Source organism: Sinomonas susongensis, from assembly GCF_005877005.1.
In the GTDB taxonomy this organism is placed as follows: Bacteria; Actinomycetota; Actinomycetes; order Actinomycetales; family Micrococcaceae; genus Sinomonas; species Sinomonas susongensis.
In genome coordinates, this window is sequence record NZ_SSNH01000001.1 from 608,817 (window position 1) to 634,903 (window position 26,087).

At 69.6% G+C, this 26,087-nt stretch carries 24 protein-coding genes; 18 read left to right on the top strand and 6 right to left on the bottom strand.

Translation table 11 applies throughout. The features are described from left to right. The first annotated feature begins 22 nt into the window (after window positions 1-22). The 7 genes from atpA to E6A21_RS02830 all read left to right on the top strand — a co-directional run bounded on the left by atpA (window position 23) and on the right by E6A21_RS02830 (window position 8,767). Window positions 23-1,660 (top strand): F0F1 ATP synthase subunit alpha, encoded by a 1,638-nt coding sequence (gene atpA, locus E6A21_RS02800; protein ID WP_138442569.1) that lies wholly within the window; start codon window positions 23-25, stop codon window positions 1,658-1,660. Window positions 1,661-1,751: 91 nt separating this feature from the next. Further along, window positions 1,752-2,642: a F0F1 ATP synthase subunit gamma gene (locus tag E6A21_RS02805; protein WP_138442570.1), complete on the top strand. Its 891-nt coding sequence runs from the start codon at window positions 1,752-1,754 to the stop codon at window positions 2,640-2,642. Between the two features lie 64 nt (window positions 2,643-2,706). After that, window positions 2,707-4,158, top strand: coding sequence for a F0F1 ATP synthase subunit beta (gene atpD, locus E6A21_RS02810; protein WP_138442571.1), 1,452 nt, complete (start codon window positions 2,707-2,709; stop codon window positions 4,156-4,158). Window position 4,159: 1 nt separating this feature from the next. Further along, window positions 4,160-4,441 carry a F0F1 ATP synthase subunit epsilon gene (locus E6A21_RS02815; protein WP_138442572.1) on the top strand — a complete coding sequence of 94 codons (282 nt, stop codon included), beginning with the start codon at window positions 4,160-4,162 and terminating at the stop codon, window positions 4,439-4,441. A 9-nt stretch (window positions 4,442-4,450) separates the two neighbouring features. Next, window positions 4,451-4,882 carry a DUF2550 domain-containing protein gene (locus tag E6A21_RS02820; protein WP_138442573.1) on the top strand — a complete coding sequence of 144 codons (432 nt, stop codon included), beginning with the start codon at window positions 4,451-4,453 and terminating at the stop codon, window positions 4,880-4,882. A gap of 7 nt (window positions 4,883-4,889) precedes the next feature. After that, on the top strand, window positions 4,890-6,233 hold the full coding sequence (locus E6A21_RS02825; protein WP_138442574.1) for an alpha/beta hydrolase: 1,344 nt from the start codon (window positions 4,890-4,892) through the stop codon (window positions 6,231-6,233). Further along, the gene (locus E6A21_RS02830; protein ID WP_246036146.1) at window positions 6,230-8,767 is read left to right on the top strand and encodes a DUF2156 domain-containing protein; all 2,538 of its coding nucleotides are present in this window, start codon (window positions 6,230-6,232) and stop codon (window positions 8,765-8,767) included. Before E6A21_RS02825 ends, E6A21_RS02830 begins: the two co-directional genes overlap by 4 nt. 93 nt (window positions 8,768-8,860) lie before the next feature. Here the strand turns inward: E6A21_RS02830 and E6A21_RS02835 are convergent, their stop codons facing one another. From E6A21_RS02835 to nucS, 3 genes are all read right to left on the bottom strand, one after another. Next, entirely contained in the window at window positions 8,861-9,064 is a 204-nt protein-coding gene (locus E6A21_RS02835) for a cold-shock protein (protein WP_138442576.1), read from the bottom strand. A 273-nt stretch (window positions 9,065-9,337) separates the two neighbouring features. Then, complete coding sequence (locus tag E6A21_RS02840) at window positions 9,338-10,573, bottom strand: N-acetylglucosamine-6-phosphate deacetylase (protein ID WP_138442577.1); 1,236 nt, start codon at window positions 10,571-10,573, stop codon at window positions 9,338-9,340. Window positions 10,574-10,679: 106 nt separating this feature from the next. Next, the gene (gene nucS, locus E6A21_RS02845; RefSeq protein ID WP_138442578.1) at window positions 10,680-11,381 is read right to left on the bottom strand and encodes an endonuclease NucS; all 702 of its coding nucleotides are present in this window, start codon (window positions 11,379-11,381) and stop codon (window positions 10,680-10,682) included. A gap of 36 nt (window positions 11,382-11,417) precedes the next feature. Here nucS and E6A21_RS02850 point away from each other — a divergent pair, with 36 nt between their 5' ends. Both E6A21_RS02850 and E6A21_RS02855 read left to right on the top strand, forming a co-directional pair. Then, entirely contained in the window at window positions 11,418-11,774 is a 357-nt protein-coding gene (locus E6A21_RS02850) for an ATP/GTP-binding protein (RefSeq protein WP_138442579.1), read from the top strand. Between the two features lie 36 nt (window positions 11,775-11,810). Then, entirely contained in the window at window positions 11,811-12,614 is an 804-nt protein-coding gene (locus E6A21_RS02855; protein ID WP_138442580.1) for an alpha/beta hydrolase, read from the top strand. Between the two features lie 30 nt (window positions 12,615-12,644). On the opposite strand, the gene E6A21_RS02860 is transcribed toward E6A21_RS02855, so the two are convergent. Further along, entirely contained in the window at window positions 12,645-13,916 is a 1,272-nt protein-coding gene (locus E6A21_RS02860) for an AI-2E family transporter (protein ID WP_425471500.1), read from the bottom strand. 158 nt (window positions 13,917-14,074) lie between these two features. On the opposite strand from E6A21_RS02860, the gene E6A21_RS02865 reads away from it, so the two are divergent. From E6A21_RS02865 to E6A21_RS02895, 7 genes are all read left to right on the top strand, one after another. Beyond that, window positions 14,075-15,883 carry a DUF8094 domain-containing protein gene (locus tag E6A21_RS02865; RefSeq protein ID WP_138442581.1) on the top strand — a complete coding sequence of 603 codons (1,809 nt, stop codon included), beginning with the start codon at window positions 14,075-14,077 and terminating at the stop codon, window positions 15,881-15,883. A 74-nt stretch (window positions 15,884-15,957) separates the two neighbouring features. Beyond that, entirely contained in the window at window positions 15,958-16,968 is a 1,011-nt protein-coding gene (locus E6A21_RS02870; protein ID WP_138442582.1) for a tetratricopeptide repeat protein, read from the top strand. A 99-nt stretch (window positions 16,969-17,067) separates the two neighbouring features. Then, window positions 17,068-17,865, top strand: a complete 798-nt coding sequence (locus tag E6A21_RS02875; RefSeq protein WP_138442583.1) for an ABC transporter ATP-binding protein — start codon at window positions 17,068-17,070, stop codon at window positions 17,863-17,865. After that, window positions 17,850-19,427 (top strand): transporter, encoded by a 1,578-nt coding sequence (locus tag E6A21_RS02880; protein ID WP_138442584.1) that lies wholly within the window; start codon window positions 17,850-17,852, stop codon window positions 19,425-19,427. The genes E6A21_RS02875 and E6A21_RS02880 overlap by 16 nt, the downstream gene beginning before the upstream one ends. Before the next feature lie 63 nt (window positions 19,428-19,490). After that, window positions 19,491-19,808, top strand: coding sequence for a DUF3039 domain-containing protein (locus tag E6A21_RS02885; RefSeq protein WP_138442585.1), 318 nt, complete (start codon window positions 19,491-19,493; stop codon window positions 19,806-19,808). Continuing rightward, window positions 19,809-21,227: an MFS transporter gene (locus tag E6A21_RS02890; RefSeq protein ID WP_138442586.1), complete on the top strand. Its 1,419-nt coding sequence runs from the start codon at window positions 19,809-19,811 to the stop codon at window positions 21,225-21,227. Further along, entirely contained in the window at window positions 21,224-23,014 is a 1,791-nt protein-coding gene (locus E6A21_RS02895) for a DEAD/DEAH box helicase (RefSeq protein ID WP_138442587.1), read from the top strand. Before E6A21_RS02890 ends, E6A21_RS02895 begins: the two co-directional genes overlap by 4 nt. 124 nt (window positions 23,015-23,138) lie before the next feature. Here the strand turns inward: E6A21_RS02895 and E6A21_RS02900 are convergent, their stop codons facing one another. Both E6A21_RS02900 and E6A21_RS02905 read right to left on the bottom strand, forming a co-directional pair. Beyond that, window positions 23,139-23,723, bottom strand: a complete 585-nt coding sequence (locus E6A21_RS02900) for an isochorismatase family protein (RefSeq protein ID WP_138442588.1) — start codon at window positions 23,721-23,723, stop codon at window positions 23,139-23,141. A gap of 17 nt (window positions 23,724-23,740) precedes the next feature. Beyond that, complete coding sequence (locus E6A21_RS02905) at window positions 23,741-25,084, bottom strand: nicotinate phosphoribosyltransferase (protein WP_138442589.1); 1,344 nt, start codon at window positions 25,082-25,084, stop codon at window positions 23,741-23,743. A 74-nt stretch (window positions 25,085-25,158) separates the two neighbouring features. Between E6A21_RS02905 and clpS the strand changes: the two genes are divergently transcribed. Both clpS and E6A21_RS02915 read left to right on the top strand, forming a co-directional pair. Then, window positions 25,159-25,476 (top strand): ATP-dependent Clp protease adapter ClpS, encoded by a 318-nt coding sequence (clpS, locus tag E6A21_RS02910; RefSeq protein WP_138442590.1) that lies wholly within the window; start codon window positions 25,159-25,161, stop codon window positions 25,474-25,476. After that, window positions 25,469-26,083, top strand: a complete 615-nt coding sequence (locus E6A21_RS02915) for a DUF2017 domain-containing protein (RefSeq protein ID WP_138442591.1) — start codon at window positions 25,469-25,471, stop codon at window positions 26,081-26,083. The genes clpS and E6A21_RS02915 overlap by 8 nt, the downstream gene beginning before the upstream one ends. The last annotated feature ends 4 nt before the right edge of the window (window positions 26,084-26,087 follow it).

The following is a 26,087-nucleotide window of genomic DNA, read 5'->3' on the forward strand; positions in this document are numbered from 1 at the left end:
ATGTAGAGAGCAGGGACTGCAGATGGCCGAATTGACCATCAATGCCGATGACGTCCGCGATGCGCTGAACGACTTCGCGGCGTCCTACGAACCCGGAACCGCTGAGCGCGTCGAGGTCGGAACGGTCGTTCAGGCCGCGGACGGCATCGCCCGTGTCGAGGGCCTCCCCTCGGTCATGGCCAATGAGCTGCTGCGGTTCGAGAACGGCGTTCTGGGCCTGGCCCAGAACCTCGACGTCCGTGAGATCGGCGTCATCATCCTCGGTGAATTCTCCGGCATCGAAGAGGGCCAGGAGGTGCACCGCACCGGCCAGATCCTCTCGGTCCCCGTCGGTGACGCCTTCCTCGGCCGCGTGGTCGACCCCCTCGGTCAGCCGATCGACGACCTTGGCCCCATCGCCGCGGAGGCGACGCGCGCCCTCGAGCTCCAGGCACCGGGCGTCACCCAGCGCAAGTCAGTGCACGAGCCGATGCAGACCGGCCTCAAGGCGATCGACGCCATGATCCCGATCGGACGCGGCCAGCGTCAGCTCATCATCGGCGACCGCCAGACCGGAAAGACCGCGATCGCGGTCGACACGATCATCAACCAGAGGGCCAACTGGGCTTCGGGCGATGTCACCAAGCAGGTCCGCTGCATCTACGTGGCCATCGGCCAGAAGGCCTCGACGATCGCGGCCGTGCGCCAGACGCTCGAGGACAAGGGCGCGCTCGAGTACACGACGATCGTGGCCTCTCCCGCCTCGGACCCGGCCGGCTTCAAGTACCTCGCGCCGTACGCCGGTTCCGCGATCGGCCAGCACTGGATGTACGGGGGCAAGCACGTCCTCATCATCTTCGACGACCTGTCGAAGCAGGCCGAGGCCTACCGTGCCGTCTCGCTCCTCCTGCGCCGCCCGCCGGGACGCGAGGCCTACCCGGGCGATGTGTTCTACTTGCACTCCCGTCTCCTCGAGCGCTGTGCGAAGCTCTCGGACGATCTCGGCGCCGGCTCGATGACCGGTCTGCCGATCATCGAGACCAAGGCGAACGACGTTTCGGCCTACATTCCGACGAACGTCATCTCCATCACTGACGGCCAGATCTTCCTCCAGTCGGACCTGTTCAACGCGAACCAGCGTCCCGCTGTCGACGTCGGCATCTCGGTCTCCCGAGTCGGCGGCGCCGCCCAGGTGAAGTCGATGAAGAAGGTCTCGGGCACGCTCAAGCTCGACCTTGCGCAGTACCGGGACATGCAGGCATTCGCGATGTTCGCGTCGGACCTCGACGCCGCGTCGCGCCAGCAGCTGACCCGTGGTGCCCGCCTCATGGAGCTCCTGAAGCAGGGGCAGTACTCGCCGTTCCCGGTCGAGGAGCAGGTCGTCTCGATCTGGGCCGGCACCAACGGCTACCTCGACAACGTTCCGGTGGAGGATGTGCGTCGCTTCGAGGCCGATTTCCTCGAATACCTCAAGCACCGCACGTCCATCCTGACGACGCTCGCCCAGACGAACGTCCTCGACGATGACACGGCCGAGGCGCTCAAGTCCGCCATCACGGACTTCAAGCAGGGCTTCTTCGGTCAGGGCGACAGCCACCTGGTCGCGGCGGGCCACGAGGAGCACGAGGCTCTTGCCGAGGGCGACGTCAACCAGGAACGGATCGTCAAGCAGACGCACTGATTCCACTCGGTGGCCCGCTGGGGCCGTCGGTCTGGAGGGCAGCTCCGGGCCGCGGCCCCAGCAGGGCAGCGATGGACAGGAAAGGACAAGAATGGGTGCCCAGATCCGGGTCTACCGCCAGAAGATCGCCTCGACGACCTCGATGCGCAAGATGTTCAAGGCGATGGAGCTGATTGCCACCTCCCGCATCGGCAAGGCGCGGGCTCGGCTCGCTGCCTCACTGCCGTACGCGCGGGCTATCACCCGTGCGGTCTCGGCTGTCGCGTCGACGAGCGACTTCGAGCACCCGTTGACGACGGAGCACGAGAACGTCCGCCGCGCGGCCGTCCTCGTGCTGACGGCCGACCGAGGCCAGGCAGGCGCCTACTCGGCAGGCATCCTCAAGCGCGCCGAGTCCCTCACGGAGCTCCTGCGCAGCCAAGGCAAGGAAGTTGCGACGTACCTCGTCGGCCGCAAGGGCCAGGCGTACTTCGACTTCCGCAACCGCGCCTACGTGCAGGTGTGGACGGGCCAGACGGACAACCCCGAGTTCGAGCGTGCACAGGAGATCCGCAAGGTCCTCCTCGAGGCGTTCTCGGCACCGTACGAGGAGGGCGGCGTCGACGAGATCCACGTGGTCTACACGTCGTTCAGGTCGATGGTCGTGCAGGAGCCGGTCGTCATCCGCCTGCTCCCGCTCGAGGTTGTGTCCGAGAAGGCGTCCGAGGCGAACGAGATCCTGCCGTTGTACGAATTCGAGCCCGAGCCGGAGAGGGTCCTCGACGCGCTTCTGCCCCGCTACATCGAGTCGCGGATCTTCGCAGCGATGCTGCATGCGGCCGCCAGCGAGCTCGCCTCGCGCCAGCGGGCGATGAAGAACGCCGGCGACAATGCGAGCGACCTGATCAAGAAGTACACGCGCCTGCGGAACACCGCCCGCCAGGCGGAGATCACGCAGGAGCTCACCGAGATCATCGCAGGCGCTGACGCGCTGAACGCCTGAGGCCCCCGGAGCCTCGGCCCCACTCAATAGACTGACTACACGCCAAACTGGAGAAGTGAGAGACATGACTGCCACTGCCCCCGAAGCGGTTGCCACCGCCGGCGCGACGGGCCGGATCGCCCGCGTGATCGGTCCGGTGGTCGACGTCGAGTTCCCCGCGGACTCGATCCCGGAGATGTACAACGCCCTGACCACCGAGATCACGCTCGACGGCAGGACCCGTACCATCACGTTCGAGACCGCCCAGCACCTCGGCGACAACGTCGTCCGCGCCATTTCGTTGCAGGCCACCGACGGCCTCGTGCGCGGTACGAAGGTCCAGAACACGGGCGCCCCGATCTCGGTTCCGGTCGGTGATGGCGTCAAGGGCCACATCTTCAACGTCCTCGGCAAGCCGCTCGACGTCGACGAGTCCGAGATCCAGGCTTCCGACTACTGGCCGATCCACCGCAAGGCACCGTCCTTCGCGCAGCTCGAGGGCTCGACGGAGATGCTCGAGACGGGCATCAAGGTCATCGACCTCCTCACGCCGTACATCAAGGGCGGGAAGATCGGCCTCTTCGGCGGTGCCGGCGTCGGCAAGACGGTTCTCATCCAGGAGATGATCACCCGTGTTGCCCGCAACTTCGGCGGTACCTCGGTCTTCGCGGGCGTCGGCGAGCGTACCCGCGAGGGCAACGACCTCTGGGTCGAGATGGAGGAGGCGGGCGTTCTCAAGGACACCGCCCTCGTGTTCGGCCAGATGGACGAGCCGCCGGGAACGCGTCTCCGCGTCGCCCTGTCGGCGCTGACCATGGCGGAGTACTTCCGCGATGTGCAGAACCAGGACGTGCTCCTGTTCATCGACAACATCTTCCGCTTCACGCAGGCCGGCTCCGAGGTCTCGACGCTGCTCGGCCGCATGCCGTCTGCCGTGGGCTACCAGCCGAACCTTGCGGACGAGATGGGCGTGCTCCAGGAGCGCATCACCTCGACCCGCGGCCACTCCATCACCTCGATGCAGGCCATCTACGTCCCCGCCGACGACTACACGGACCCGGCACCGGCTACGACGTTCGCGCACCTCGACGCGACGACGGAGCTCTCGCGTGAGATTGCTTCGCGCGGCCTCTACCCGGCTGTCGATCCCCTGACGTCGACCTCGCGCATCCTCGATCCGCAGTACATCGGCCAGGAGCACTACGACACCGCGGTGCGCGTCAAGCAGATCCTCCAGAAGAACAAGGAGCTGCAGGACATCATCGCGATCCTCGGCGTCGACGAGCTCTCCGAAGAGGACAAGATCGTCGTGGCCCGCGCCCGCCGCATCCAGCAGTTCCTTTCGCAGAACACCTACACCGCGAAGCAGTTCACGGGTGTCGAGGGCTCGACCGTCTCCATCAAGGACACGATCGAGGGCTTCAAGGCGATCTGCGACGGCGAGCTCGACCACATTGCCGAGCAGGCCTTCTTCAACGTCGGTGGCCTTGACGATGTCGAGCGCAACTGGGCCAAGATCCAGGAATCGACGAAGTAGCATGGCCGAACTCGAAGTCGAGATCGTGGCGGCGGACCACTTCGTGTGGTCCGGCGGCGCGAAGATGTTGAAGGCCCGCACGGCCGACGGCGAGATCGGGATCCTGCCCGGCCACACTCCGGTCCTTGCGATCCTTGACGCGGGCAGCATCGAGATCCAGCCCGTCTCCGGCGACCGCATCGTGGTCGAGGCAGACGGCGGCTTCTTCTCGGTGGACAGCAACCGCGTGGTCATCGTCGCGGACAACGCCCACATCAGCGAGTCAGTCGCGGGGACCCGTTAGCCCTCGTTGATGGACGATTCTGCTCTTCCGTTCATCGTCCTGGCAGCGGTCTTCCTGCTCCTTGCAGCACTGCTCCTTGCCCTAGGGGTGCGCCGCTTCGTCCTGCGGCGCACCCTGGGCACGGTAGACGCCTCCATCAGCCTGTCCTCCGGGTCATGGCGGATGGGGGTTTGCCGTTATCAGGACACCGAGCTCGAGTGGTTCGACCTGCTATCCCTCAGCCCACTTCCCAAACGCCGTTTCACGCGGAGCGCGCTGGTACTGCAAGGCCGCCGAATGCCCACGGAGGCAGAGCGCCCCAAGGTGCAGGCCGACGTCGTGATCGTGGAACTGACGCATCAGGGGAGCCAAGTGCGCTTCGCGATGGACTTCCGGGCGTACGCCGGTCTCGCCTCGTGGCTCGAGGCGGGGCCTGTGATCGGCGTCGGAACGTGGCGCTGAGCCTCAGATGGACGCGCTGTACAAGATGGACGCGCTGTACGAGTTGAGGATCGTGGACGGCCCCGTGGCGGCCGCCTGCTGGATCCTCGCCTCCTGCGGGACAGCCGCCCTCTGTTGGGTCATTCTCGGCGGCGCTCCTTTCCGCCCTGCCCGGCTGGTGGTCCTCACGGCGGTCTCGCTGGGGGCCGTCGCCCTCACTGCCACCATCCATTGGCTCCTTGTCGAATGTGCCAGTGTCTTCCCCGAAAACCTCCCCGGCGAAGTGCTTGCGGCCTCAGGCTTCGGGCTCCTCGGCCTTCTGCTGGGAGCCACCGCGCTCGCGCGGATCGGTCCCAGGAGGGGGGCGTGGGGACAGCGCGGTCTCGCGGTGGCGTCCGCGGCCTCGACTGCACTCCTGTCCGGGCAGATGGTCAACGCCTACTTCGGCCTCAGCCCGACCCTCGGCGACCTCGTCGGGAGGACGTCCGCGGAGGTTCGCCTCCTGGAACGGGAGCTCCGGCGTTCGGCGGCACCGGCGGTTCCGCTCGCCGCATGGGTTCCGCCGGCCAAGGGCCTTCCGCATGCGGGCGAGCTGCGGACTGCGGACATTCCGGGGACCGCCTCGGGCTTCCGGGCACGCCCCGCGTACATCTACCTTCCGCCCGCCTACTTTGCGGACACGCGGCCCGAGCTCCCGGTGCTGCTCCTCATGTCCGGCCAGCCGGGGAATCCCTCTGACTGGCTCACAGGCGGCCGCCTGAAGGCCAAGCTCGACCGCTTCGCCGCGGAGCACGCAGGCGTGGCACCCGTCGGCGTCGTCGTCGACCCGCTCGGGAGCCCGTCCGCGAACACGCTCTGCATGGACACCAAGCTCGGCGCCGCGGAGAGCTATCTTGTCCACGACGTCGTCCCGTGGATCAAGGAGAGCCTGAGCGTTGCGAAGGGGCCCGAGCACTGGGCCTCCGCAGGCTTCTCCTTCGGGGGCACGTGCGCCGTCCAGCTCCTCGCCAAGCATCCCGAACTCGTCCACAGCGCGCTCGGCTTCGCAGCGGAGGAGGAGCCCGCACTCGCCAAGGACCGCTCGAAGACCATCGGCATGGCGTTCGACGGCGACGCGGCGGCCTTCGATGCGCAGGTGCCGGCTCACCACTTTGCGACAAGGCGTCTGGAGGGGAGCCTCCTGTTCCTCGCCGTCGGGTCGAAAGACCACGACTTCGTCGGGCAGGCAAGGGTTCTGGGGGACCAGGCACGTACAGCCGGCGCGGCGGTCGAAATGGTGTTCGTCCAGGGCGAAGGCCATTCGTGGGAGATGATTGCCAAAGCGTGGGGGCACGGAATCCGGCTGCTCGCCGAGCGATGGGGGATTGGATGACGACCGAGGTCGAAGCGCCTGAGGCCCGACCGCTCGTCGACACCGTGCGCGCCGGTGCAGCGCGGCGGCTCGCGTCGATCGGCCGCTATCCCGTGACCCTGAGCCTCATCGCGGTCTTCTGGGCCGTCGGCATCGGCACTGGCAGCCTCCTCTCCGGCCCAAGCCCGCGGCTCTACGGCCTCGTCGGCGGCGACTTCGCGTCACTGCGCTCGGGGCAGTGGTGGGGCGTGGCGACGTCGATCTTCTTCGCCTCGAACCCGTTCGCCTACCTCGCGGGAACCGTGGTCATCGGGGCCCTCGTGCCGTTTGCCGAGCGGACGTTCGGTGCGCTGCGGACGCTCGCGCTGTTCTTCGGCGGGCAGCTCGTGAGCCTCATCGTGTTCTTCGCGGTGGCTCAGGTCGCCCAATGGGCCGGCGACGACTGGATCGGTGCCATGGTCGACGTCCCGGTGCTCGGCCCCTACCCCGCCGCCCTCGTGTGCGGCCTCGGAGCGAGCGGGATGCAGAGCGCCTTCGTGCGGCGTCGGCTGCGCGCCGTCGTCCTCGCGGTCGCGGGAATGCTCGTCCTCTACATCGGGCACTCGGAGACCGTGCTCGGGTTCATCGGGGCGCTCGTGGGCCTCGGCGTGGGGTGGTGGTTCCGCACCGGCGTCCGTGAGCGGACCTTCCGGCTCCCGAGCATTCGCGAGAGGCGGAATCTGCTCGCACTCTGCGTGGCCTTCGTCGCGGTCGGACCTGTCCTCACGGCGTTCAGCCACAGCCCGAGCGGCCCCCTCGCCCTTGTGCGGGACATGGTCCTCAACCCTCTCCCGGCACTGAACCAGCTCCAGCAGGACTGTGGCGGAACGGTCGACAGCCAGTGCCTGCAGGCCGGTCAGCCCACCGTGCTCTCGGCCGCGGGCTACCTCACCTCGCTCTTTCCCATCCTGATCCTCCTGGTCTGCGCCGAGGGCCTGCGACGCGGCCGGTCCGTGGCCCTCCGGGTCGCGATCTTCGTCCAGCTCGCTGTCGCCGCGCTCTCGGCAGGGTACATCGCCCTCTTCCTTCGGATTCCGTACCGACCGGAGCGAACCCGCATCGGCATCCTGGGCTCCGGCTTCGTCCACCTCCTGCCGGTTGCGATCTGCGCTCTCGCGCTCGTGATCCTGCTGTGGATGCACCGTGACCTCTTTCCCGTCGAAACGGCGCGCGGCATGCGCCGGAGGCTCCAGATCGGGGGAGCAGTCCTCGTGGGGGGCCTCGTCGTCCTCTACGTTCTCCTCTGGCTGCGGGATGGCGGCACGAGCCTCCCCGGGGGGGTGCTCGGGCTCGTGGGGGAGATCCTGCGGCAGTACGTGCCGTCGCCGATCCCGATCAGCTACGCACCGCTGTTCAGCAACCGGAGTCCGCTCGAGCTCTGGCTCTTCACCTACAGCGGTCTCATCGTCTGGGCCGCGGGCCTCGTGGGAGTGAGCATCGCCGTCCTCCGGGGACAGCAGTCCCTCGGCCGTCGGGACGACAGCCTCCAGCTCGCCCGACGCCTCGTGCACCGAGGCGGAGGAAGCCTCTCGTGGATGACGCTGTGGCCGCCGAACCGCTTCTGGTTCGACGAAGGGTCGACGGCGGGCATCGCCTTCCAGCAGCACGGCAGGGTCGCGCTCTCCGTGGCCGGACCGATCGGAGACCCCGAGCGGTGGCACTCCGCGGTCGAGGGCTTCATCGGCTACTGCTCCCGCCACGCCCTCGTGCCATGCTTCTATTCCGTGACGGACGACTTCTGGCCGCTCCTCCGTGACCGGGGCTTCCGGCGCGTCGAGGTCGCTCAGGAGACGCGGCTGCGGATCCGGGAGCTCGAGTTCAAGGGCAAGGACTGGCAGAACGTCCGGACGGCGGTGAACCGCGCACGGAAGCTGGGGGTGCGGGCAGAGTGGGGCCGGTACGTGGCCCTGAGCTCGCAGCGGCGGTCGCAGCTGCACGTCCTCGCCGAGGAGTGGTCAGCGCGGAAGGCCCTCCCCGACATGGGATTCACTCTCGGCGGTCTCGACGAGCTCGCCGATCCCGAAGTTCTCCTGTGCCTCGCCGTCGACGAGGGCGGGACACTGCACGGTGCGACGAGCTGGCTGCCCGTCTACCGTGAAGGCCGCATAGCCAGCTGGACCTTGGACTTCATGCGGCGGAGCCCGGAAGGCTTTCCCGGCGTCATGGAATTCCTCGTGGCGTCTGCGGTGACCGAGCTGCGTTCCATGGTCGACACGATTTCGCTCTCCGGCTCACCGCTTTCGTCCGATCCAACGGGAGAGCGTGCAGCGGTCGAAGGGGAGGACGAGCTGCTCGGCCGGATCCTCGATGCGACGGGGCAAGCACTCGAGCCCGTCTACGGGTTCCGTTCGCTGGCGCGCTTCAAATCGCACTTCCAGCCTGAATACCGCGCCCTCTACATGTACTACCAGGACGCGTTGCACCTGCCGGCCATTGGCCGTGCTCTGGCCGAGGCCTATCTGCCCGGCCTCACTACGAGGCACCGCATGCGCCTTCTCCGGAGCCTCGTGCGGTAAAGGGCGATTAGTGACCTTTTCCGTCAAGAATATTCACAGAGGGCAAACAACAGGGCCCCGGTCAGCCCGGGGCCCTGTTTGAATGTGCCGAGGTCAGAGGGCGGTGACGCCCGTGGCCTGCGGGCCCTTCGAGCCCTGGCCGATCTCGAACTCAACGCGCTGGTTCTCCTCAAGCGTGCGGAAGCCCGACGACTTGATCTCCGAGTAATGGACGAAGACGTCGCCTTCGGCGTCGTCCGGAGTGATGAAGCCGAAGCCCTTCTCAGCGTTGAACCACTTGACGGTTCCCTGTGCCATTCCTTGATTCTCCTGTGGATTGCCGATCGATGGCGTTCCGCCGGTGCGGAAAGCCCAGTTACTCCGCGGAAGAACCTGACACGCACTGTTATCAGGAGCTTCGCGCTCGCAACGGTCTTGCGAGCATGTTCTGCTAACTGAACAAGCTGCTAGCTCACAGATACTGCTGACTACTCAAGACTGGTTATAGCCAATCATGCCCGGAAGGCACGGTCAATGGCATACAAAGACGTTGCCCGAATTCCGGGAGAACAATTCCTGAATGGACGGTCCTCAGACCGCGTCCGGAAGTGGCAGGAGGTGCCCGCGGCGAATGACGGCGGCAAGGCGCAGATCCGCGTCGGTCGCGACGAGGTCGGCGCAGAGGCCGCGCCTCAGGCTGCCGAACTCGTCGATGCGGCCCAGGACCTCGGCGGGAACTGCGGTAGCGGATCGCACGGCGGCCGCGAGGGGGACCCCGCCCTCGACGGTCGTGCGGACGACGTCGAGCAGGGTCGCAGTGCCGCCGGCGATCGCCCCCGTGGAATCGAGGGTCGCGACGCCCTCGTGCACCGTGACGGCCGAGGGTCCGAGCATGTACTTGCCGTCGCCGAGCCCAGCCGCTGCCATCGAGTCGGTCACGAGCGCAATGTTGGCCTCGCCGACGAGCGAGTAGATGGTCCGGACCGTGGCCGCGTCGAGATGCACGCCGTCCGCGACGAGCTCGAGCACCGCGTGCCCTTCCGCGGCTGCCCGCAGGCACGCGGCGACGGGCCCGGGGGAACGGTGGTGGAACGGCGGCATGCCGTTGAAGAGATGGGTCACTGTCGGGAGGGTCTCCTCGCCGTCGAAGCCCGCCGTCGTGAGCTCGTCGCGCGCTTGGGCCAAGGAGGCCTCAGCCGTCGCGTCGTCGCAGTCGGTATGCCCGAGGGACGGGGTGACGCCGTGCTGGACCAGGAGGTCGACGAGCGCCGCCGCGCCGGGGAGCTCCGGCGCATAGGTCATCGTCTCGAGGTTTCCGTCGGCAGCCTCGATGAGGTCTTCCGCGAGCCCCAGGTCGGGCTCGAGCAGGTAGTCCGGATTCTGGGCCCCGCACCGGGCCGCCGAGAGGAAAGGGCCCTCGAGGTGGATTCCGCTCACAAGGTCCTCGGCGTCGAGGCGCGCGAACAGCCTGACACCCTTGAGGAGGTCCTCCGGCGGGGCAGTCACGAGGCTCGCCAGCAGCCCGGTCGTCCCGGAACGGTGCAGGAAATCGAGGGCGCGGCGGATCGCTTCCTCGTCCCCGCTCGGGAAGTCGCCGCCGGCGGCGCCGTGGCAGTGCAGGTCCACGAGCCCAGGGAGCAGGAGCGCGCCGTCCGGCAGCGGGAGTTCCTCGCCCCCGAAGGCAGCCGCGTCGAAGTCGGCGGCCGGCCCGGCGTAGGCGATCCGGTCGCCTTCGATGGCGACGAGCCCGTCGTCGAGCGTCTCCCCGTCGCTCACAATGCAACCGCGCGCGACACGGCGGGTCTGCTGGGAGGCGGGGGAAGTCATACGACGATCATAGGCGAGCAGCGCCAGCCGCGTCCGTCCGCGGTGTCCGACGATGTGCCCCGGGAGCCTCCCCGCCCGAGGGACCCGCAATGGGGGGAGCGGCGTCCTAGAACAGCCGGCTCTCCGAATCGTCGACGCCGCGCATGGCGTCGTAGTCGAGCGTCAGGCAGTCGATCCCACGGTCAGCTGCGAGGACCCGAGCCTGTGGCTTGATCTGCTGCGCCGCGAAGACGCCGCGCACGGGGGCGAGGAGCGGGTCGCGGTTGAGGAGTTCGAGGTACCGCGTCAGCTGTTCCACGCCGTCGATGTCGCCGCGCCGCTTGAGCTCGACGGCGACCGTCCGGCCGTCAGCGTCCCGGGCCAGGATGTCGACCGGCCCGATCGCGGTCGCGTACTCCCGGCGGATGAGCGTGTACCCCGCGCCGAGCGTCTCGATCTGCTCGGCGAGGAGGCGCTGGAGGTCGGCCTCGACCCCGTCCTTGATGAGCCCGGGGTCGACGCCCAGCTCGTGGCTCGAATCGTGGAGGTGCTCATGGATGTTCACGATGAGGCGGTCGTCCGACTTCGCCGACTGGACGGTCCACTGTTCGACGACCCCATCCTCGAATCGGGACCCGTCAGCTCCGGCCGCAGTGACGCGCAGCGTCGCGGGCGGGCTCATCCAGTTGAGCGGCTTGTAGGAGCCACCGTCCGAATGGACGAGCACCGAGCCGTCCGCCTTCACGAGCAGGAGACGGGTCGCGAGCGGTAGGTGGGCCTTCAGGCGGCCTTCGTAGTCCACCGAGCAGCGGGCAATGACGAGTCGCACCCGAGCACTCTACCGGGGCCGGGAGAGAATGGAGGCATGCCGCGTTCCAACCGTCCCCGCCGCCCCGCGCGCCCAGCCCCCGGCGGCCGCGGCCGTCAGGGCGGGGGCCCGAAGCCGGACGACGACGGCGAGGACTTCGATCTCGAGCGTGTCCTGGCCGGCTTTGCGCGGCTCGAGTCGGCGCCCGACGGCGACTGGCGGGTGCGGCAGGTGACGACCCGCAACGCCGCGAAGGAGTACACGTGCCCGGGCTGCTCGCGCACGATCCCTCCCGGCGTCGCGCACGTCGTCGTGTGGGCGGACGACCACCTGTTCGGCGAGGAGGCAGGCATCGCCGAGCGCAGGCACTGGCATACGCGCTGCTGGCAGACCCGGACATACAGGTACCGCTGAGCGGGCCCTCCCGTCGGTCTGCCCTAATCTGGGCTCATGCCCTTCGATCCCTCCTCCTACGAGTTCGAGCCGACACCAGGCCCCACCGAGATCCGCGCGAACACGGTGCTGCCCGCCCGCAGGGAGAACATCGAGCTTCGCACCGACGACGGGCTCACCCTCGTCGGAGAGCTCGCCCTTCCGCTCGACGGCGAGCCCAAGGCGACGCTTGTGACGTTCCATCCGCTCCCGACCCACGGCGGCTTCATGGACTCGCACGTGTTCCGCAAGGCCTCGTTCCGCCTGCCCGCGCTCGCAGGGCTCGCCGTGCTCCGCTTCAACACCCGGGGGACGTCGAGTCCGCGGGGCACGAGCGAGGGCAGCTTCGAGGAGGGCGTGGGGGAGCGTGCCGACGTCGAGGCGGCTGTGCGCTTCGCCGTGGAGCGCGGGCTGCCGAGGAGGTGGCTCGTCGGATGGTCGTTCGGCACGGAGCTGGTGCTCAAGTACGGCGCGCTGCCGCCCGTCGAGCCCCAGATCGACGGCGCGGTCCTGCTCTCGCCGCCGCTGCACCGAGCGGGCGACGCGGATCTCGCGGCGTGGGCGTCGTCGGGCAAGCCCCTCACGGTGCTGGTGCCCGAGCATGACGACTACCTCCGGCCTGATGAGGCGCGCGAACGGTTCTCTGCGGTTCCGCAGGCGCGGGTCGTCGGCGTCGACGGCGCGAAGCACCTGTGGGTCGGAGAGAAGTTCGTCCAGCGCGTGCTGGGCGAGATCGTCACGACCGTGGCGGGTGATGCGGCGGGGATGGGACCGACCTTGCCGACCTCGTGGGAGGGGCCCGTCGCCACCGCCGCCGGCTGAGGGAGGCGGGCCTCTCCTCGGGCCGGCCTCTCAGTGCTGGTCTTGGCGGGCGATGAAGACTTCGCGGATGAGGAGCATGACGGCGGCGGCCGTCGGTATGGCGATGAGGGCACCGAGGACGCCCAGGAGGCTGCCGCCCGCGATGACCGAGATGACCGCGACCGGGCCCGGGACGGCGACGGCCTTCTGCATGATGCGGGGCGAGACGAAGTACGCCTCGAACTGGAGGTAGCCGAAGTAGGCGATGGCGAGCACGAGGGCCGTCTGCCATCCCGCCGTGAGGGCGACGAGGACGATGGTCGCCCCGGCGATGACTCCGCCGACGAGCGGGATGAACGCGAGGAATCCGACGACGAACGCGAGGAGCGCGGCGAACGGCACGCGGAGGATGCTCATGACGATGAACGCATACGTCGCGTTGAGCAATGCAACGCACACCTGGCCGATCACGTAGTTGCCGACCGACCGGGTGATCTCCTCCGAGAGCGCCTCGACCCGGGCCCTCCGCGAGCGGGGGGCCAGACGGTACCCCCACGCCTTGATGGCCGGGAGCGCCGCGAGGAAGTACAGGCTCAGGACGAGGACGACGAGGGCACCGAATGTCGTGTTGGCGATCGTGGTACCGACGCCCAGCACCCCGCCGAAGACGTTGGTGACAGCCTGCGAGTTCTGGCCGAACTTCTGGAGCTCGTCCGTCACGCGCTGCTTGATCCCGAACTGCTCGTCCAGGTTCCGGTACCAGTCGGACTGGACGATGCTGTTGATCCAGTTCGGGAAGGCGTTCACCAGTTGGCTGATCTGGTCGACGAGCGTCGGGATGAGCGTCCCGAAGAAGGCCGAGAAGATCCCGAGGAGTGCCAGGAGGGTCACGGTGATCCCCGCGGCGCGCGGCACGCGTCGTCCCTCGAGCCAGCGGACCACGGGGTCCAGGCCGAGCGAGATGAAGAGGGCGGTGAGGATCCACACGAGAAGCTGCGTTGTGTGCTGCGCGATGTAGTAGAGCCCCAGCGCGATGCCGACCCCGACGGTGGCCATGAAGCCGACGTACAGGGGGTGCTGGGGTGACATGCGCGGTCCCGGCTTGCCGAACTCGCCCTCCGGCTCGGCCTCGACGGGCTCCCGGAGCGGCGGCATCTGGAAGCGCACACGCGGCTGCGCGCCGGGAATCGGACGTCGGAGCCTGCTCGCGAACGAACGCATGTCCCACTGCCGCCTGACGGCCCGGGCGCGCGCCTCCTCGGCGGAGGGGCTGCCGAGTCCGGCCGAACGATCGTCCGGTGTTCGGGTCGGTTCGTCTGCCACAGGGTCTGCCTTCCGGTCGGGCCTCTTGTCACACTATCAGCCGCATGATCTCGCGGATGGGACGGCGAAGCGAGCGCCGTCGAAAGGGTCGACTCTGCCTTCAGGTCACGATTTGGTTACCATTAACTGTCCCCTTCCCCGACGTGAGGTGTTTTTCTGTGCGAGTCAAGACCGCAGCCGCGCTCGTGCTGCTGGGCCTGATAGCTCTCGTGGCCGGCATTGGCCAGCTGACCTTCTGGGCGCCCCCCAGCACCGTGACGGCGACTCTCCCTGCCGACACCAAGGCCGCCCCGCTGGTCGTGATCGATTCCAAGCTCGAAAGCCTCCGGGGAGGGCAGTCCCAGATCACGGTCAAGGGTGATGGCGCGTTCATCCTCGCGACAGGACGCCCGGACGACGTCGCGGCCTGGGTCGGCAAGACGGCCCACACGACGATCGACGGCGGCTCCGCCGACGGAAAGCAGCTGACCGCGGCCTATACGGCCGGCGACCCCTCGGCTCCCTCTCCGGCCGGCGCAGACACGTTCGCCACGACCCAGAACGCCTCGGGGACGCTCGACTACCACTGGGACGTCCCCGGCGACGGCAACTGGCAGCTCGTCCTGGCAACGGACGGCACGAAGCCCGCCCCGCACGACATCACGGTCACGTGGCCCAGCAACGCGACGACTCCGTGGGCAGTCCCGCTCATCGTCCTCGGCGGCCTGCTCATCGTGGGGGGCGTCGTGCTCTTCGTGCTGCGCCGTCGTCGGCCGGGCTCGGGGCGGAAGGCATCAGCGCCGGGCGGCCCGAGCGCAGCCCCGCACGCAGCTCAGCCGGAGATGCCCGCCGCGGGACGCTCCGAGCGTCGCGCGCTGCCCCGCGCAGTGTCGGCGGCGGCCGCCGTCGTCCTCGCACTCACCGGGGGTGCCGCTGCGGCGCACGCCACGACCAGTCCGTCGCCCTCTGGCAGCCCCTCGGGTTCGGCGAGTCCGTCCCCCTCTGGCAGCCCCTCCGGTTCGGCGAGTCCGTCCCCCTCTGGCAGCCCCTCCGGTTCGGCGAGCCCATCCAGCGCGTCCGGCGGCGCAAGCCCCGCGGCCTCGCCGAACGCCCAGGACAAGGTCGTCATCGACGAGCAGCTCCAGCGGATCCTCGACCAGGTCGCCACCACCGTCGCCGCCGGCGACCAGGCGAAGGACGCCACCAAGCTCCAGCCGCGGGTCGACGATTCTGCGCTCCAGGCCCGGACGCAGAACTACAAGATCCGTGCATCGGTCTCGTCGGCGGCCGCTCCCGCGCCGGTTCGCAGCTCGCGCCTCCTCACCAGCGTCGTGTCGGTCCAGCGCAGCTGGCCTCGCACCGTGGTGGCTGTGACGCAGGGCGACGGCAACACGACGCCCCAGGTCCTGACGCTCCGCCAGAACGACGCCCGCTCCAACTACAAGCTCGTCGAGGCCTCGCCGCTCCTTCCGGCCTCGACCTTCCCCAATGCGCTCAGGGCCGGAGCGGAGCAGATTCCGCTCGACTCGAAGGGCGGCCTCGCCTTCAGCCCGAACGAGGCGCTGAGCGGGCTCGGCGATCGGCTCACGAACGCCCAGGGCTCGTGGAAGGACAAGATCCCCGAGAACGCGTACATCAAGGACACGCTCGGGTACGAGTCCGACATCGTGAACGCGAGCCCGAACGGCAATCTGACGTTCACCCACACGCCGACGGGCAACGACGCGGTCGCGTACCGCACGGCCGACGGCGGGTCTCTCGTCGTCGCGGCCCTCCAGTTCACCATCGAGGGCACGCCCAAGTCGCCCGGCGACAAGCTCACGCTCCAGGACGACGCGGCTGCGCTCGCCGGGGGCAAGGAGGCGACCACCAAGATGACCCTCCAGTTCCTCGAGTCGGTCGCACTGTACATCCCGCCGGTCGGCAGCAAGCAGCCGGTCAGCCTGGTTTCCGCAACCCGGAACCTGGTCGGCGCGAGCGTGAGCTGACCGCCGCCCACTGGAGCTTTCGCGAGGGGCGAAGCCGCTGTGAGCGGCTCCGCCCCTCGCACTATGGTGGAGGCATGAGCGTTCCCGGTTCCCGCCAGCCAAGCCCCCTGCCCTCGATGAGCCTCCGCGGCGCCGTCGACCTCTCGGCGCTCAAGGCGCGCGCGACGGCGACGCCGCCGGCGCACCCGAATGCCGGCGCTGCGAACACTGCGCGAAGCGGTTCGCCGGCGCCCGCCGAGACGGGCGGCGAGCAGGCCGCCCAGGGCGCGGGCCAGCCGATCCAGGTCGACGAGGCCAACTTCCCGCAGCTCGTCCAGCTCTCGGCCGAGGTGCCCGTCGTCGTCCTCCTCTGGGCGCAGTACTCGCCGGAATCGCAGCGGACACGGGACGAGCTCGCGACCGAGGTAGCAGGGTACGGAGGCCGCCTCGCGTACGCGACGGCGGACATCGAGGCGTTCCCGCAGCTGGCCCAGGCCTTGGCCATCCAGGCTGTCCCTACCGCCATCGCCTTCCTCAAGGGGCAGCCGATCCCGCTCTTCCAGGGGGCCGCCGCTCCGGCCCAGTCCCGCCAGCTCGTCGAAGAGCTCCTCCGCGTCGCCGAGGCCAACGGAGTGACGGGCACGGTCGACGGCGAGCCCGCGGCCGAGCCCGCGGAGCCGCCCCTTCCGCCTCGCCTCCAGGAGGCATACGAGGCGCTCGATGCGGGCGACTACGCGGCGGCCGAGGCGGCCCTGACGAAGGAGCTCGCGGAATACCCCGCTGACCACGAGGCGAAGGCAATGCTTGCGCAGGTCCACCTCATGTCCCGGGTCGAGAGCCTCGGCCAGGAGGAGGCGGAGCGCGCGCGTGCGACGGCGGCGTCCGCGCCGGACGACGTCGAGGCGCAGCTCGCTGTCGCCGATCTGGACCTCGTAGGGGGCCACGTCGAGGACGCGTTCGCCCGGCTGGTCGGCTTCATCTCGCGCAACTTCGGGCCCGAGCGCGAGCAGGCCCGGGTGCGCCTGCTCGAGCTCTTCGAGGTGGTCGGCGCAACGGATCCGCGCGTCAGCTCGGCGCGCCAGCAGCTCGCCCGCGCGCTCTTCTAGTCCTTGTCCGTCGGGGAGGACGCCTTCTCGAGTCCTCCTTCCCAGGGTGTCCTCCGTGGGAGGGATCCCTTTGCCCGATCGGCTTGCTAGCGTGAGGTCATGACCCTGCCCAGCTACCCGGTGCCCGAGGGCGCGGGGTACCCCGCCGGCTCGGCGCTCTCCATCAGAGGCCTCGCCAAGGCCTTCGCGGGAAAGACCGCAGTCGACGGCATTAGTCTCGAGGTCCCCACCGGCTCGTTCTACGGGCTCGTCGGCCCCAATGGGGCGGGCAAGACCACAACGCTCTCGATGGCCACGGGCCTCCTCCGACCCGATGCCGGAACCGCGCTCGTGCTGGGCCGTGACGTGTGGCAGGATCCGCTCGGTGCGAAGCGGCTCATGGGAGTGCTGCCGGACGGGGTGCGGCTCTTCGACCGCCTCAGCGGCGAGCAGCTCATCACGTACGCGGGCCTCCTGCACGGGCTCGACCGGGCAACCGTGGTGGCGCGGACCCGCGATCTCCTCGAGGCATTCGACCTCACGGGCGACGCGCGGAACCTCGTGGTCGACTACTCGGCCGGCATGACCAAGAAGATCGCCCTCGCCGCGTCGCTCGTGCATGCTCCGCGCCTGCTCGTCCTCGACGAGCCGTTCGAGTCGGTCGATCCCGTCTCCGCGGCCAACATCCGCGCAATCCTGACCGACTACGTGCACTCCGGCGGGACGGTGATCGTCTCGAGCCACGTCATGGACCTCGTGCAGCGGATGTGCGACCACGTCGCGGTCGTCGCCCAGGGACGGATCCTTGCGGCAGGGACCGTCGACGAGGTGAGGAGCGGGTCGAGCCTCGAGGACCGCTTCGTCGAACTCGTCGGCGGACACGGCCCCGCAGAGGGGCTCTCGTGGTTGCACACCTGATCACGCTCAAGCTGGCGCTCCTGCGCAACGGCCTTCGCCGCAATGTTGCACAGCTCGTCGGCCTCATCGTCGCGTCTCTCTACGGGCTCGGGCTGCTCTTCCTGGCCGTTCTCGGCCTCATCCTGCTGCGGCTCGTGAACGCGGGGATCGCGGGCCCCATCGTCGTGCTCGGCGGTTCGGCGCTCCTGGCCGGGTGGACATTCGCGCCGATCCTGGTGTCCGGCGTCGATCTCACCCTCGACCCGGGACGCTTCGCGCCGTACCCGATCCCGCTCTCGCGCCTCCTCGTCGGCCAGGCGCTGGGCGGACTCATCGGCGTGCCCGGTGTGTGCACCACCGTCGCCCTCGCCTCGACCACGGTCACGTGGGCGCGAGACCCTCTCACGTTCGTCGCCGGGGTCCTCGGCGCGGCGCTCGCCCTCGGGCTCTGCGTCGTCGTGAGCCGGCTCGTCGCGAGTGCGGTGACGGACCTGGCTACCTCGCGGCGCTTCCGGGAGGGAAGCCGCATGGTCATGATGGTTCCGATCGTCCTGCTCGGTCCTATCGTCGGCCTCGCCATCCGCGGAATGGAGACGAACCTCGACGCCATGCGGGCCCTCGCGCAGGTGCTCGCATGGACACCCTTTGGGGCCCCGCTCGGAGTGCCCGCGGCCGTCGCGGAGGGGCACCTGCCCGAGGCGTTCGTGAAGCTCCTGATCGCGGCCGCGTCCCTGGTCCTCGCGGCGTGGGCGTGGTCGCGCGCGCTCGCCCGGGCGCTCGTGACGCCCGCCAGCCGAGCGTCGTCGGGCAGCAGGGCCGGGCGGAGGGGCCTCGGGCCGTTCGGCTGGATGCCCGCGAGTCCGGGTGGCGCGATCGCAGCAAGGGCACTGACCTACTGGGTCCGCGACCCGCGGTACGGGACCGCGCTCATCATCGTCCCGCTCGTCCCGGTGATCCTGTTCTTCTCCTCGGCACAGCAGCACCAGTCCAACCTGTTCCTCCTCTCCGGTCCACTCGCCGCGTTCCTCCTCGCGTGGTCCCTCGCGACGGACGTCTCCTACGACTCGACCGCCTTCTCCCTCCACCTGACGGCCGGCGTCCGCGGCCGTGCGGACCGTTGGGGACGTGCACTCGCGCTCATGACGTTCGCCCTGCCGGGCGCCGTCGTGATCACCCTCGTGCCGTTCGCCGTCTCCGGACGGTGGGACCTCCTGCCCGGATACCTGGGGCTTGCGCTCGGCGTCCTGCTGAGCGGCAGCGGGCTCGCCTCGGTCGTCTCGGCGAGGTTCACCGTGACCGTTCCGCTCCCGGGCGAGAGCCCGTTCAAACGGCCTCCGGGCAACACCACGCAGACGTTCCTGGTCCAGATCGGGGGGCTCGTGACGCTCGGGCTGCTCGTCCTGCCCGAGATCGTGCTCGTAGCATTCTCGGCCTCGACGGGGCAGGCGGGCTACGGCTGGGTCTCGCTACTCGTCGGGATCGTGCTCGGGAGCGCGCTCTTCGTCCTCGGAATAACCCTTGGTGGGATGTGGCTGGACCGCCGCGGCCCGGAGGTCTACGCATCGCTCGTGCGGTCGGGCTGAGCGGTCTTCTTCTGGACGCCCTCGGCCCGGTGAACTGTTGGGGCCCGTTGCTAGCATGGAGCAATGAGCACAGCTGACCCCTTCGACCCGTACGAGAAAGACCCGCGGGACCCCTCGGCCGCCGGTTCGACGGCGACCATCGAGCGTGAGGAGGTCCGCGAGGAACTCGAGCCGGGCGACCGCGAGCGGTTCTCGCACTACGTCCGCAAAGAGAAGATCATGGAGTCCGCCCTGACCGGTGAGCCCGTGATCGCCCTGTGCGGCAAGGTCTGGACTCCCGGCCGAGACCCCCAGAAGTTCCCGATCTGCCCCACGTGCAAGGAGATCTACGAGGGACTGCGCCCCGGCAAGGACGGCGGCAACAGCGGCGACGACGCGTAAGTGGCCGCGGGCGAGGCCCGGGGCCTCATGTCCCGGGCCTACCGTGGCCTCGTCGTAGGGCTCCTCGCGATTGTCACGTGCAGTGCCTTCGAGGCCATGGCGGTCACGACGGCGATGCCCGTCGTCGCTGCCGACCTCGGGGGCCAGCGGTCCTACGGCCTGGCGTTCTCGCTGTACCTCACGGCGTCTCTGGCTGCCACAGCGGCCGCCGGTCCCTGGTGCGACCGGTGGGGCGCGCGTCCTTCCCTCCTCACGGGCCTGCTCCTCATGTGCGCCGGCCTCCTCCTGTGCGGCGGCGCGTGGGACTTCACGGCCTTCACGGTCGGGCGCATGGTCTCGGGGGCGGGCGCGGGCTTCATGATCGTGCCCGTGTACGTCATCATCGGCCAGGCCCTCCCGCCTGCTCTCCAGCCCATCCTGTTCGGCTGGTTCAGTGCCGCATGGGTCGTCCCGTCGCTCGTCGGTCCCTACGTCTCGGGGCTCCTGGCGGAGCACGCGAGCTGGCGCTGGGCCTTCTTCGGGGTGGCCCCCATCGTCGTCGTCGCGGTGCTGCTCATGTGGCCCCGCATCAGGGCCCTTGGGGCGCCCGGGGAGAAGTCCCTGGCGGCGGGCGAAGGACGGCGTCGTGCGCTCCTCGGTGCCGCCCTCGCTGCTGGCGTCGCCGTCGCCCAGTGGACGGCCCAGTCCTCGGCCGATCCCGGGATCCGGGAGGCCGTCGCGCCGGCAGTGCTCGCCCTCCTCGCGCTCGCGGGGGTCGCCGCCGTCGTCCTGACCGTTCCCCGACTGCTGCCCCCTGGCTCCTTCCGGCTCGCGCGCGGGCTGCCGGCCGTCATCGTCGTGCGGGGCCTGCTGACGCTCGCGTTCTTTGGAGCCGAGGCATTCGTGCCGCTCATGCTCGTGGACCGCTACGGGCTCGAACCGTCCCTCGCGGGGCTGGCGCTCACGGGCGGTGCGCTCGGGTGGACGATCGGATCCTTCGCCCAGGCGAAGGGATGGCTTCCGCGCCCGGCGTTCCTCATCGTCGGGCCTGGGACGGTGGGGGCGTCGATGGGCGGCGTCGCACTCGTCGTCCTCGCGCAGGGCGCACCCCTCCTGCTCGCGTCGGCCTGGGCCGTCGCCGGGATCGGGATGGGCCTCGCGACGTCGACGACATCGGTGCTCGTGCTCGAGCTGAGCAGCGCGGCCGAGCGGGGGAGGAATTCGGCCTCGCTCCAGTTGGCCGATATGCTCGGTGGAGTGATTGGAACCGCCGGAGCAGGAACGCTGTACTCCCTGATGCTGACCCCGGACAGGGCCCCCGGCCCCGGTGCCTTCGCCCTCCTCGTCGGCGCCCTCGCCGTATCCGCCCTGTTCGGCGCTGCAGCGGGCTTCAGGACCAGCACGCCGTCGCCCGCCGTCCGCGAGGCGGATCGGGCGTGACGGACACGCTCTTCGGTGGCCACGGCCAAGAGTCCTCGCGCGCCCTCTCCCCGGCCTACCCCGAGCGCGCCGCATGGGGCACGGCGCCCAAGCTGCGCGCCTGGCAGCAGGAAGCCCTCGACAGGTACCTCGAGCTCGGGCCGCGGGACTACCTCGCCGTCGCGACTCCCGGCGCCGGCAAGACGACGTTCGCGCTCCGCGTCGCATCGACGCTGATCGACCGCGGCCTCGTCAACCGCATCACGATCGTCGCGCCGACGGATCACCTCAAGCGCCAGTGGGCCGACGCCGCTGCGCGGGTCGGAATCGCGATCGACCCCAACTTCAGGAACTCCGACGGGCAGCACGGGCGCGACTTCATCGGCGTCGCGGTCACCTACGCGCAGGTGGCGAGCAAGCCTCTCCTGCACCGGGCCAAGACCGAGGCCGCCCGGACCCTCGTCATCCTCGACGAGATCCACCACGGCGGCGAGTCGCTCTCATGGGGCGACGGCCTCCGCGAGGCGTTCGACCCGGCCGTCCGGCGGCTCGCCCTCACGGGCACCCCGTTCCGTTCCGACACGTCGCCGATCCCCTTCGTGGACTATGTCGAGGACGCCGACGGCATCCGGCGGTCGAAGGCCGACTACACCTACGGCTACGGCCAAGCTCTTCGCGACAACGTGGTGCGGCCGGTCATCTTCATGGCCTACTCCGGGCAGATGCGATGGCGCACGAGTGCCGGCGAGGAGATGGCGGCGTCGCTCGGCGAGGCCGCAGTCACCAAGGACATCACCGCCCAGGCCTGGCGCACGGCGCTCAACCCCCAGGGCGAGTGGATCCCGGCGGTCCTCGCAGCCGCCGACCGGCGGCTCACCGAGGTACGCCGCACCGTGCCCGACGCGGGAGGGCTCGTGATCGCGACCGACCACGAGGACGCGCGGGCGTACGCGGGCCAGCTCAAGAAGATCACCGGCGAGTCTCCCGCCATCATCCTTTCCGACGATGCGAAGGCCTCGAGTCGGATCGAGGAGTTCGCCGCCGACGGCTCTCGGTGGATGGTCGCCGTGCGCATGGTGTCCGAGGGCGTCGACGTGCCTCGCCTCGCGGTCGGCGTCTATGCGACCTCGACGTCGACGCCGCTGTTCTTCGCCCAGGCCGTGGGGCGCTTCGTGCGCGCACGACGGCGGGGCGAGACCGCGTCCGTGTTCCTGCCCTCCGTGCCCCAGCTCATGGCGCTGGCGAACTCCATGGAGGCCGAGCGTGACCACGCGCTCGACCGGCCGACCTCGGACGAGGACGGGATCATGGATCTCGAGGAGTCGCTCGTCGACGAGGCCAACCGCGAGGAGAAGGCTTCCGACACGCTCACGAAGGGCAAGTACGAGGCGCTGGAGTCGCAGGCGGCGTTCGACAGGGTGCTGTTCGACGGCGGCGAGTTCGGCACGGGGGGCGAGATCGGGTCGGATGAGGAACTCGACTTCCTCGGGATCCCCGGCCTGCTCGACGCGGACCAGGTTGCCACGCTCCTGCGGCAGCGTCAGCAGGAGCAGGTGTCGCGGCGGAAGGGCAGGCCTGCGGCGTCCTCGGCCCCTCCGGGCGTCCCGGACCACAGGCTCCTCATGGACCTCCGCAACGAGCTGGCCAAGAACGTCTCCGCGTGGAGCGCGCGTACGGGGACCCCGCACGGCGTCGTCCACACCAAGCTGCGCGAGGTGTGCGGGGGCCCGGCCGTCGCGCAGGCGAGCGAGGAGCAGCTGCGCGCGCGCCTCAAGAAGCTCCAGGAGTGGTTCATCGGGCGGTCCTAGGGCCTGCCGAACGAGGGGGCCGTCGGACTACCGGGGCCGTCGGACTACGGGGGCCGTCGGACTACCGGGGCCGTCGGACTACGGGGGCCGTCGGACTACGGGGGCCGTCGGACTACGGGGGCCGTCAGACGACGTCGACGCCTGCTTCCTCGAGCTCACGGAAGGTCGGGGAGAGGTCGGGAGCAATTCCGGCGCAGAGGTGGGAGAGCACGCGCGTGCGGTAGCCGGCGCGGGCCGCGTCGAGGGCGGTTGCCCGGACGCAGTAGTCGGTCGCGATGCCCGCGACATCGACCTCGGTCACCTCGTGCCCCGCGAGCCACTCCTCGAGTCCGGGGGAGTCGTCGGAGGAGCCCTCCGCGTCGCCCGCCTGTGCGAGGCGGCCCTCGAACCCCGAATAGGCGGCAGCGTACTGGCCCTTGCGGAACATCGCATCGACGCTCGAGACGTCGAGGTCCGGATGGAAGGAGGCCCCCGGCGTCCCGGCGACGCAATGGGGAGGCCACGAGTCCACGAAGTCCGGCGTCTCCGAGAAGTGCGAGCCAGGCTTGATGTGCCAGTCCTGCGTGGTCACGATCGCGCCGTACTCGTGTCCATTTCGGGCGACATGCTCGGTGAGCCGCGCGGCGACGCCCGCGCCGCCGTCGACTGCGAGGGATCCGCCCTCGCAGAAGTCGTTCTGCACGTCGACGATGATGAGTGCTCGCTTCATGGTCCTATTTTCTTTTCTCAGTCTTCGAGATACAGGGTCGGAATGGCGGCTTCGCCGCGGTGCATCCGCCTAGCCGCGGCGGGCAGCTCCGCCAGAGAGGCCTCGTGACGGGCCCTGGCCCGTTCGACGCCTTCCGCCCCGGTCCACCCCGGCTGGAGCTCGCCCTTGGCGATGAAGTGCTCGAGCAGGGGGCGGTCGTTGTTGTCCCCCTCGGGGGGCCGGCCGACGCCGACCACCTCCGCGGTTGCCGTGCCGTCCTCGTCGAGGCGTCGGAGCGCGTACTTCCGCCCGCCCACGGACTGCTTGTTCTTGGCCGCCTTCGCGACGGAGACGAACTCTCCGGCGTCGTCGGTCCTGCTCACGAGCTTGTAGACCATCGACGCCGTCGGGGCGCCGGAACCCGTGACGAGGGCGGTCCCCACCCCGTACGAGTCCACCGGTGCGGCCGCGAGGGCCGCGATGGCGAATTCGTCGAGATCCGACGTCACGACGATCCTCGTGTTGACGTTGCCGAGCTCGTCGAGGAGCCGTCGCACCGCATGGGCCTGGCCGATGAGGTCCCCGGAGTCGAGGCGGACGGCGCCGAGCCGCTCGCCCGCGATCTCGACAGCCGTCCGCACGGCGGTCTCGACGTCGTACGTGTCGACGAGCAGCGTGGTATCCGCCCCCATCGAGGCGACCTGCGCCTCGAAGGCGGCACGCTCGGTGTCGTGGAGGAGCGTGAACGAGTGCGCCGCGGTGCCGACGGTGCGGATGCCGTACCTGAGCCCGGCCTCGAGGTTCGAGGTGCTCGAGAAGCCGGCGACGACGGCGGCGCGCGCCGCCGCGACGGCGGACTCCTCCTGGGTGCGGCGCGAGCCCATCTCGATGCAGGGGCGCCCGTTCGCGGCAACCGTCATGCGCGACGCCGCCGAGGCGATGGCGGAATCGTGGTTGAGGACCGAGAGGAGGTACGTCTCGAGGATGCAGGCCTCGGCGAAGGTGGACTCGACGATGAGGATGGGGGAGTTCGGGAAGTACGCCTCGCCCTCGGCGTAGCCCCACACGTCCCCGGAGAAGCGATAGTCGGCGAGGTAGTCGAGCGTCTCGCGGTTCACGACGCGCGTGCGCTCGAGGAACGCGAGTTCCTCGTCCCCGAAGCGGAAGCCGGCGATGCCCTCGAGGAGCCGCCCGGTCCCGGCGACCACGCCGTACCGCCGCCCGTCGGGAAGCCGACGCGCGAAGACCTCGAACACCGCGCTGCGGTGGGCTGCCCCCGAGTGCAGCGAGGCCTGGAGCATGGTGAGCTCGTAGTGGTCGGTGAACAGCGACGTGCGGGGCGGTTCCTGCCGGGAGTATTCCTTGGCGCTCGAAGGGGTCACGGCTTCACTCTATCCGCGGGGACCGGGAGCGGGCTGCCGCGGAGCGGGCGAGTGGCCTGCCTAGAATGGAGGCCATGAGCCTGAGCGTCGCCACGGAACCGAGTCCTGGCCTCCGAGAACAGACGACGGCGGGAACGGACACCGCGCACCTCGTCCCGTGGAATCTCGTCGTGTGGAACGACCCGGTGAACCTCATGAGCTACGTGAGCTACGTGTTCCAGACCTATTTCGGCTACACCGAGGCGAAGGCGGACGCCCTCATGATGCAGGTCCACACCGAGGGGCGCTCGATCGTCTCCCACGGTTCCAAGGAGACGGTCGAGCGGCAGGCGGTAGCGATGCACAACTACGGTCTGTGGGCCACGGTCGAGAGGGCTGGCGAGGATGGCTGAGCCGTTCACCTACGGGCGGAAGGGCATCAGCGCGCGCTTCGAGGACGCCGAGCGGGAGCTCCTGCGTGGGCTCTTCCGGGATGTCGTCGCCCTCCTCGAGCCGGACGAGCGGCCCGACGAGGATCCGCTGGCGGCGCTCGTCGGGATCAGCCCGGACGCCTCGGAGCCCGAGGACCCGGCCGTCAGGCGCCTCCTCCCGAACGTCTCCAGGGACGACGCCGAGGCCTCGCTCGAGTTCCGGCGGTTCACCGAGCGCTCGCTCAGGGAGACGAAGGCGGGTGCGCTCCGGGCCGCCGCGCTCGGGCTCGAGGCGCGCGACGTCGTCCTCGATGGGGCGGCGGCCGCGCACTGGGCGACGGCGCTCACCGACGTGCGCCTCGTCCTCGCCGAGCGGCTGGGCATCCGCACGGAAGAGGACGCCGAGCGCGTCCACGCGGTGGCGGACTGGTCCGACGTGGGGGACGACGACGTCGACGCGTACCTCGCGCTCGTCTACAACTTCGTGACGTGGCTCCAGACCACGCTCGTCGACGCGATGATGGCGGCCCACAGGGCACAGGCAGGTCGGACGCGCGGTGGCAACGCCCCGGGCGCCGGAAAGGGCTAGGTGG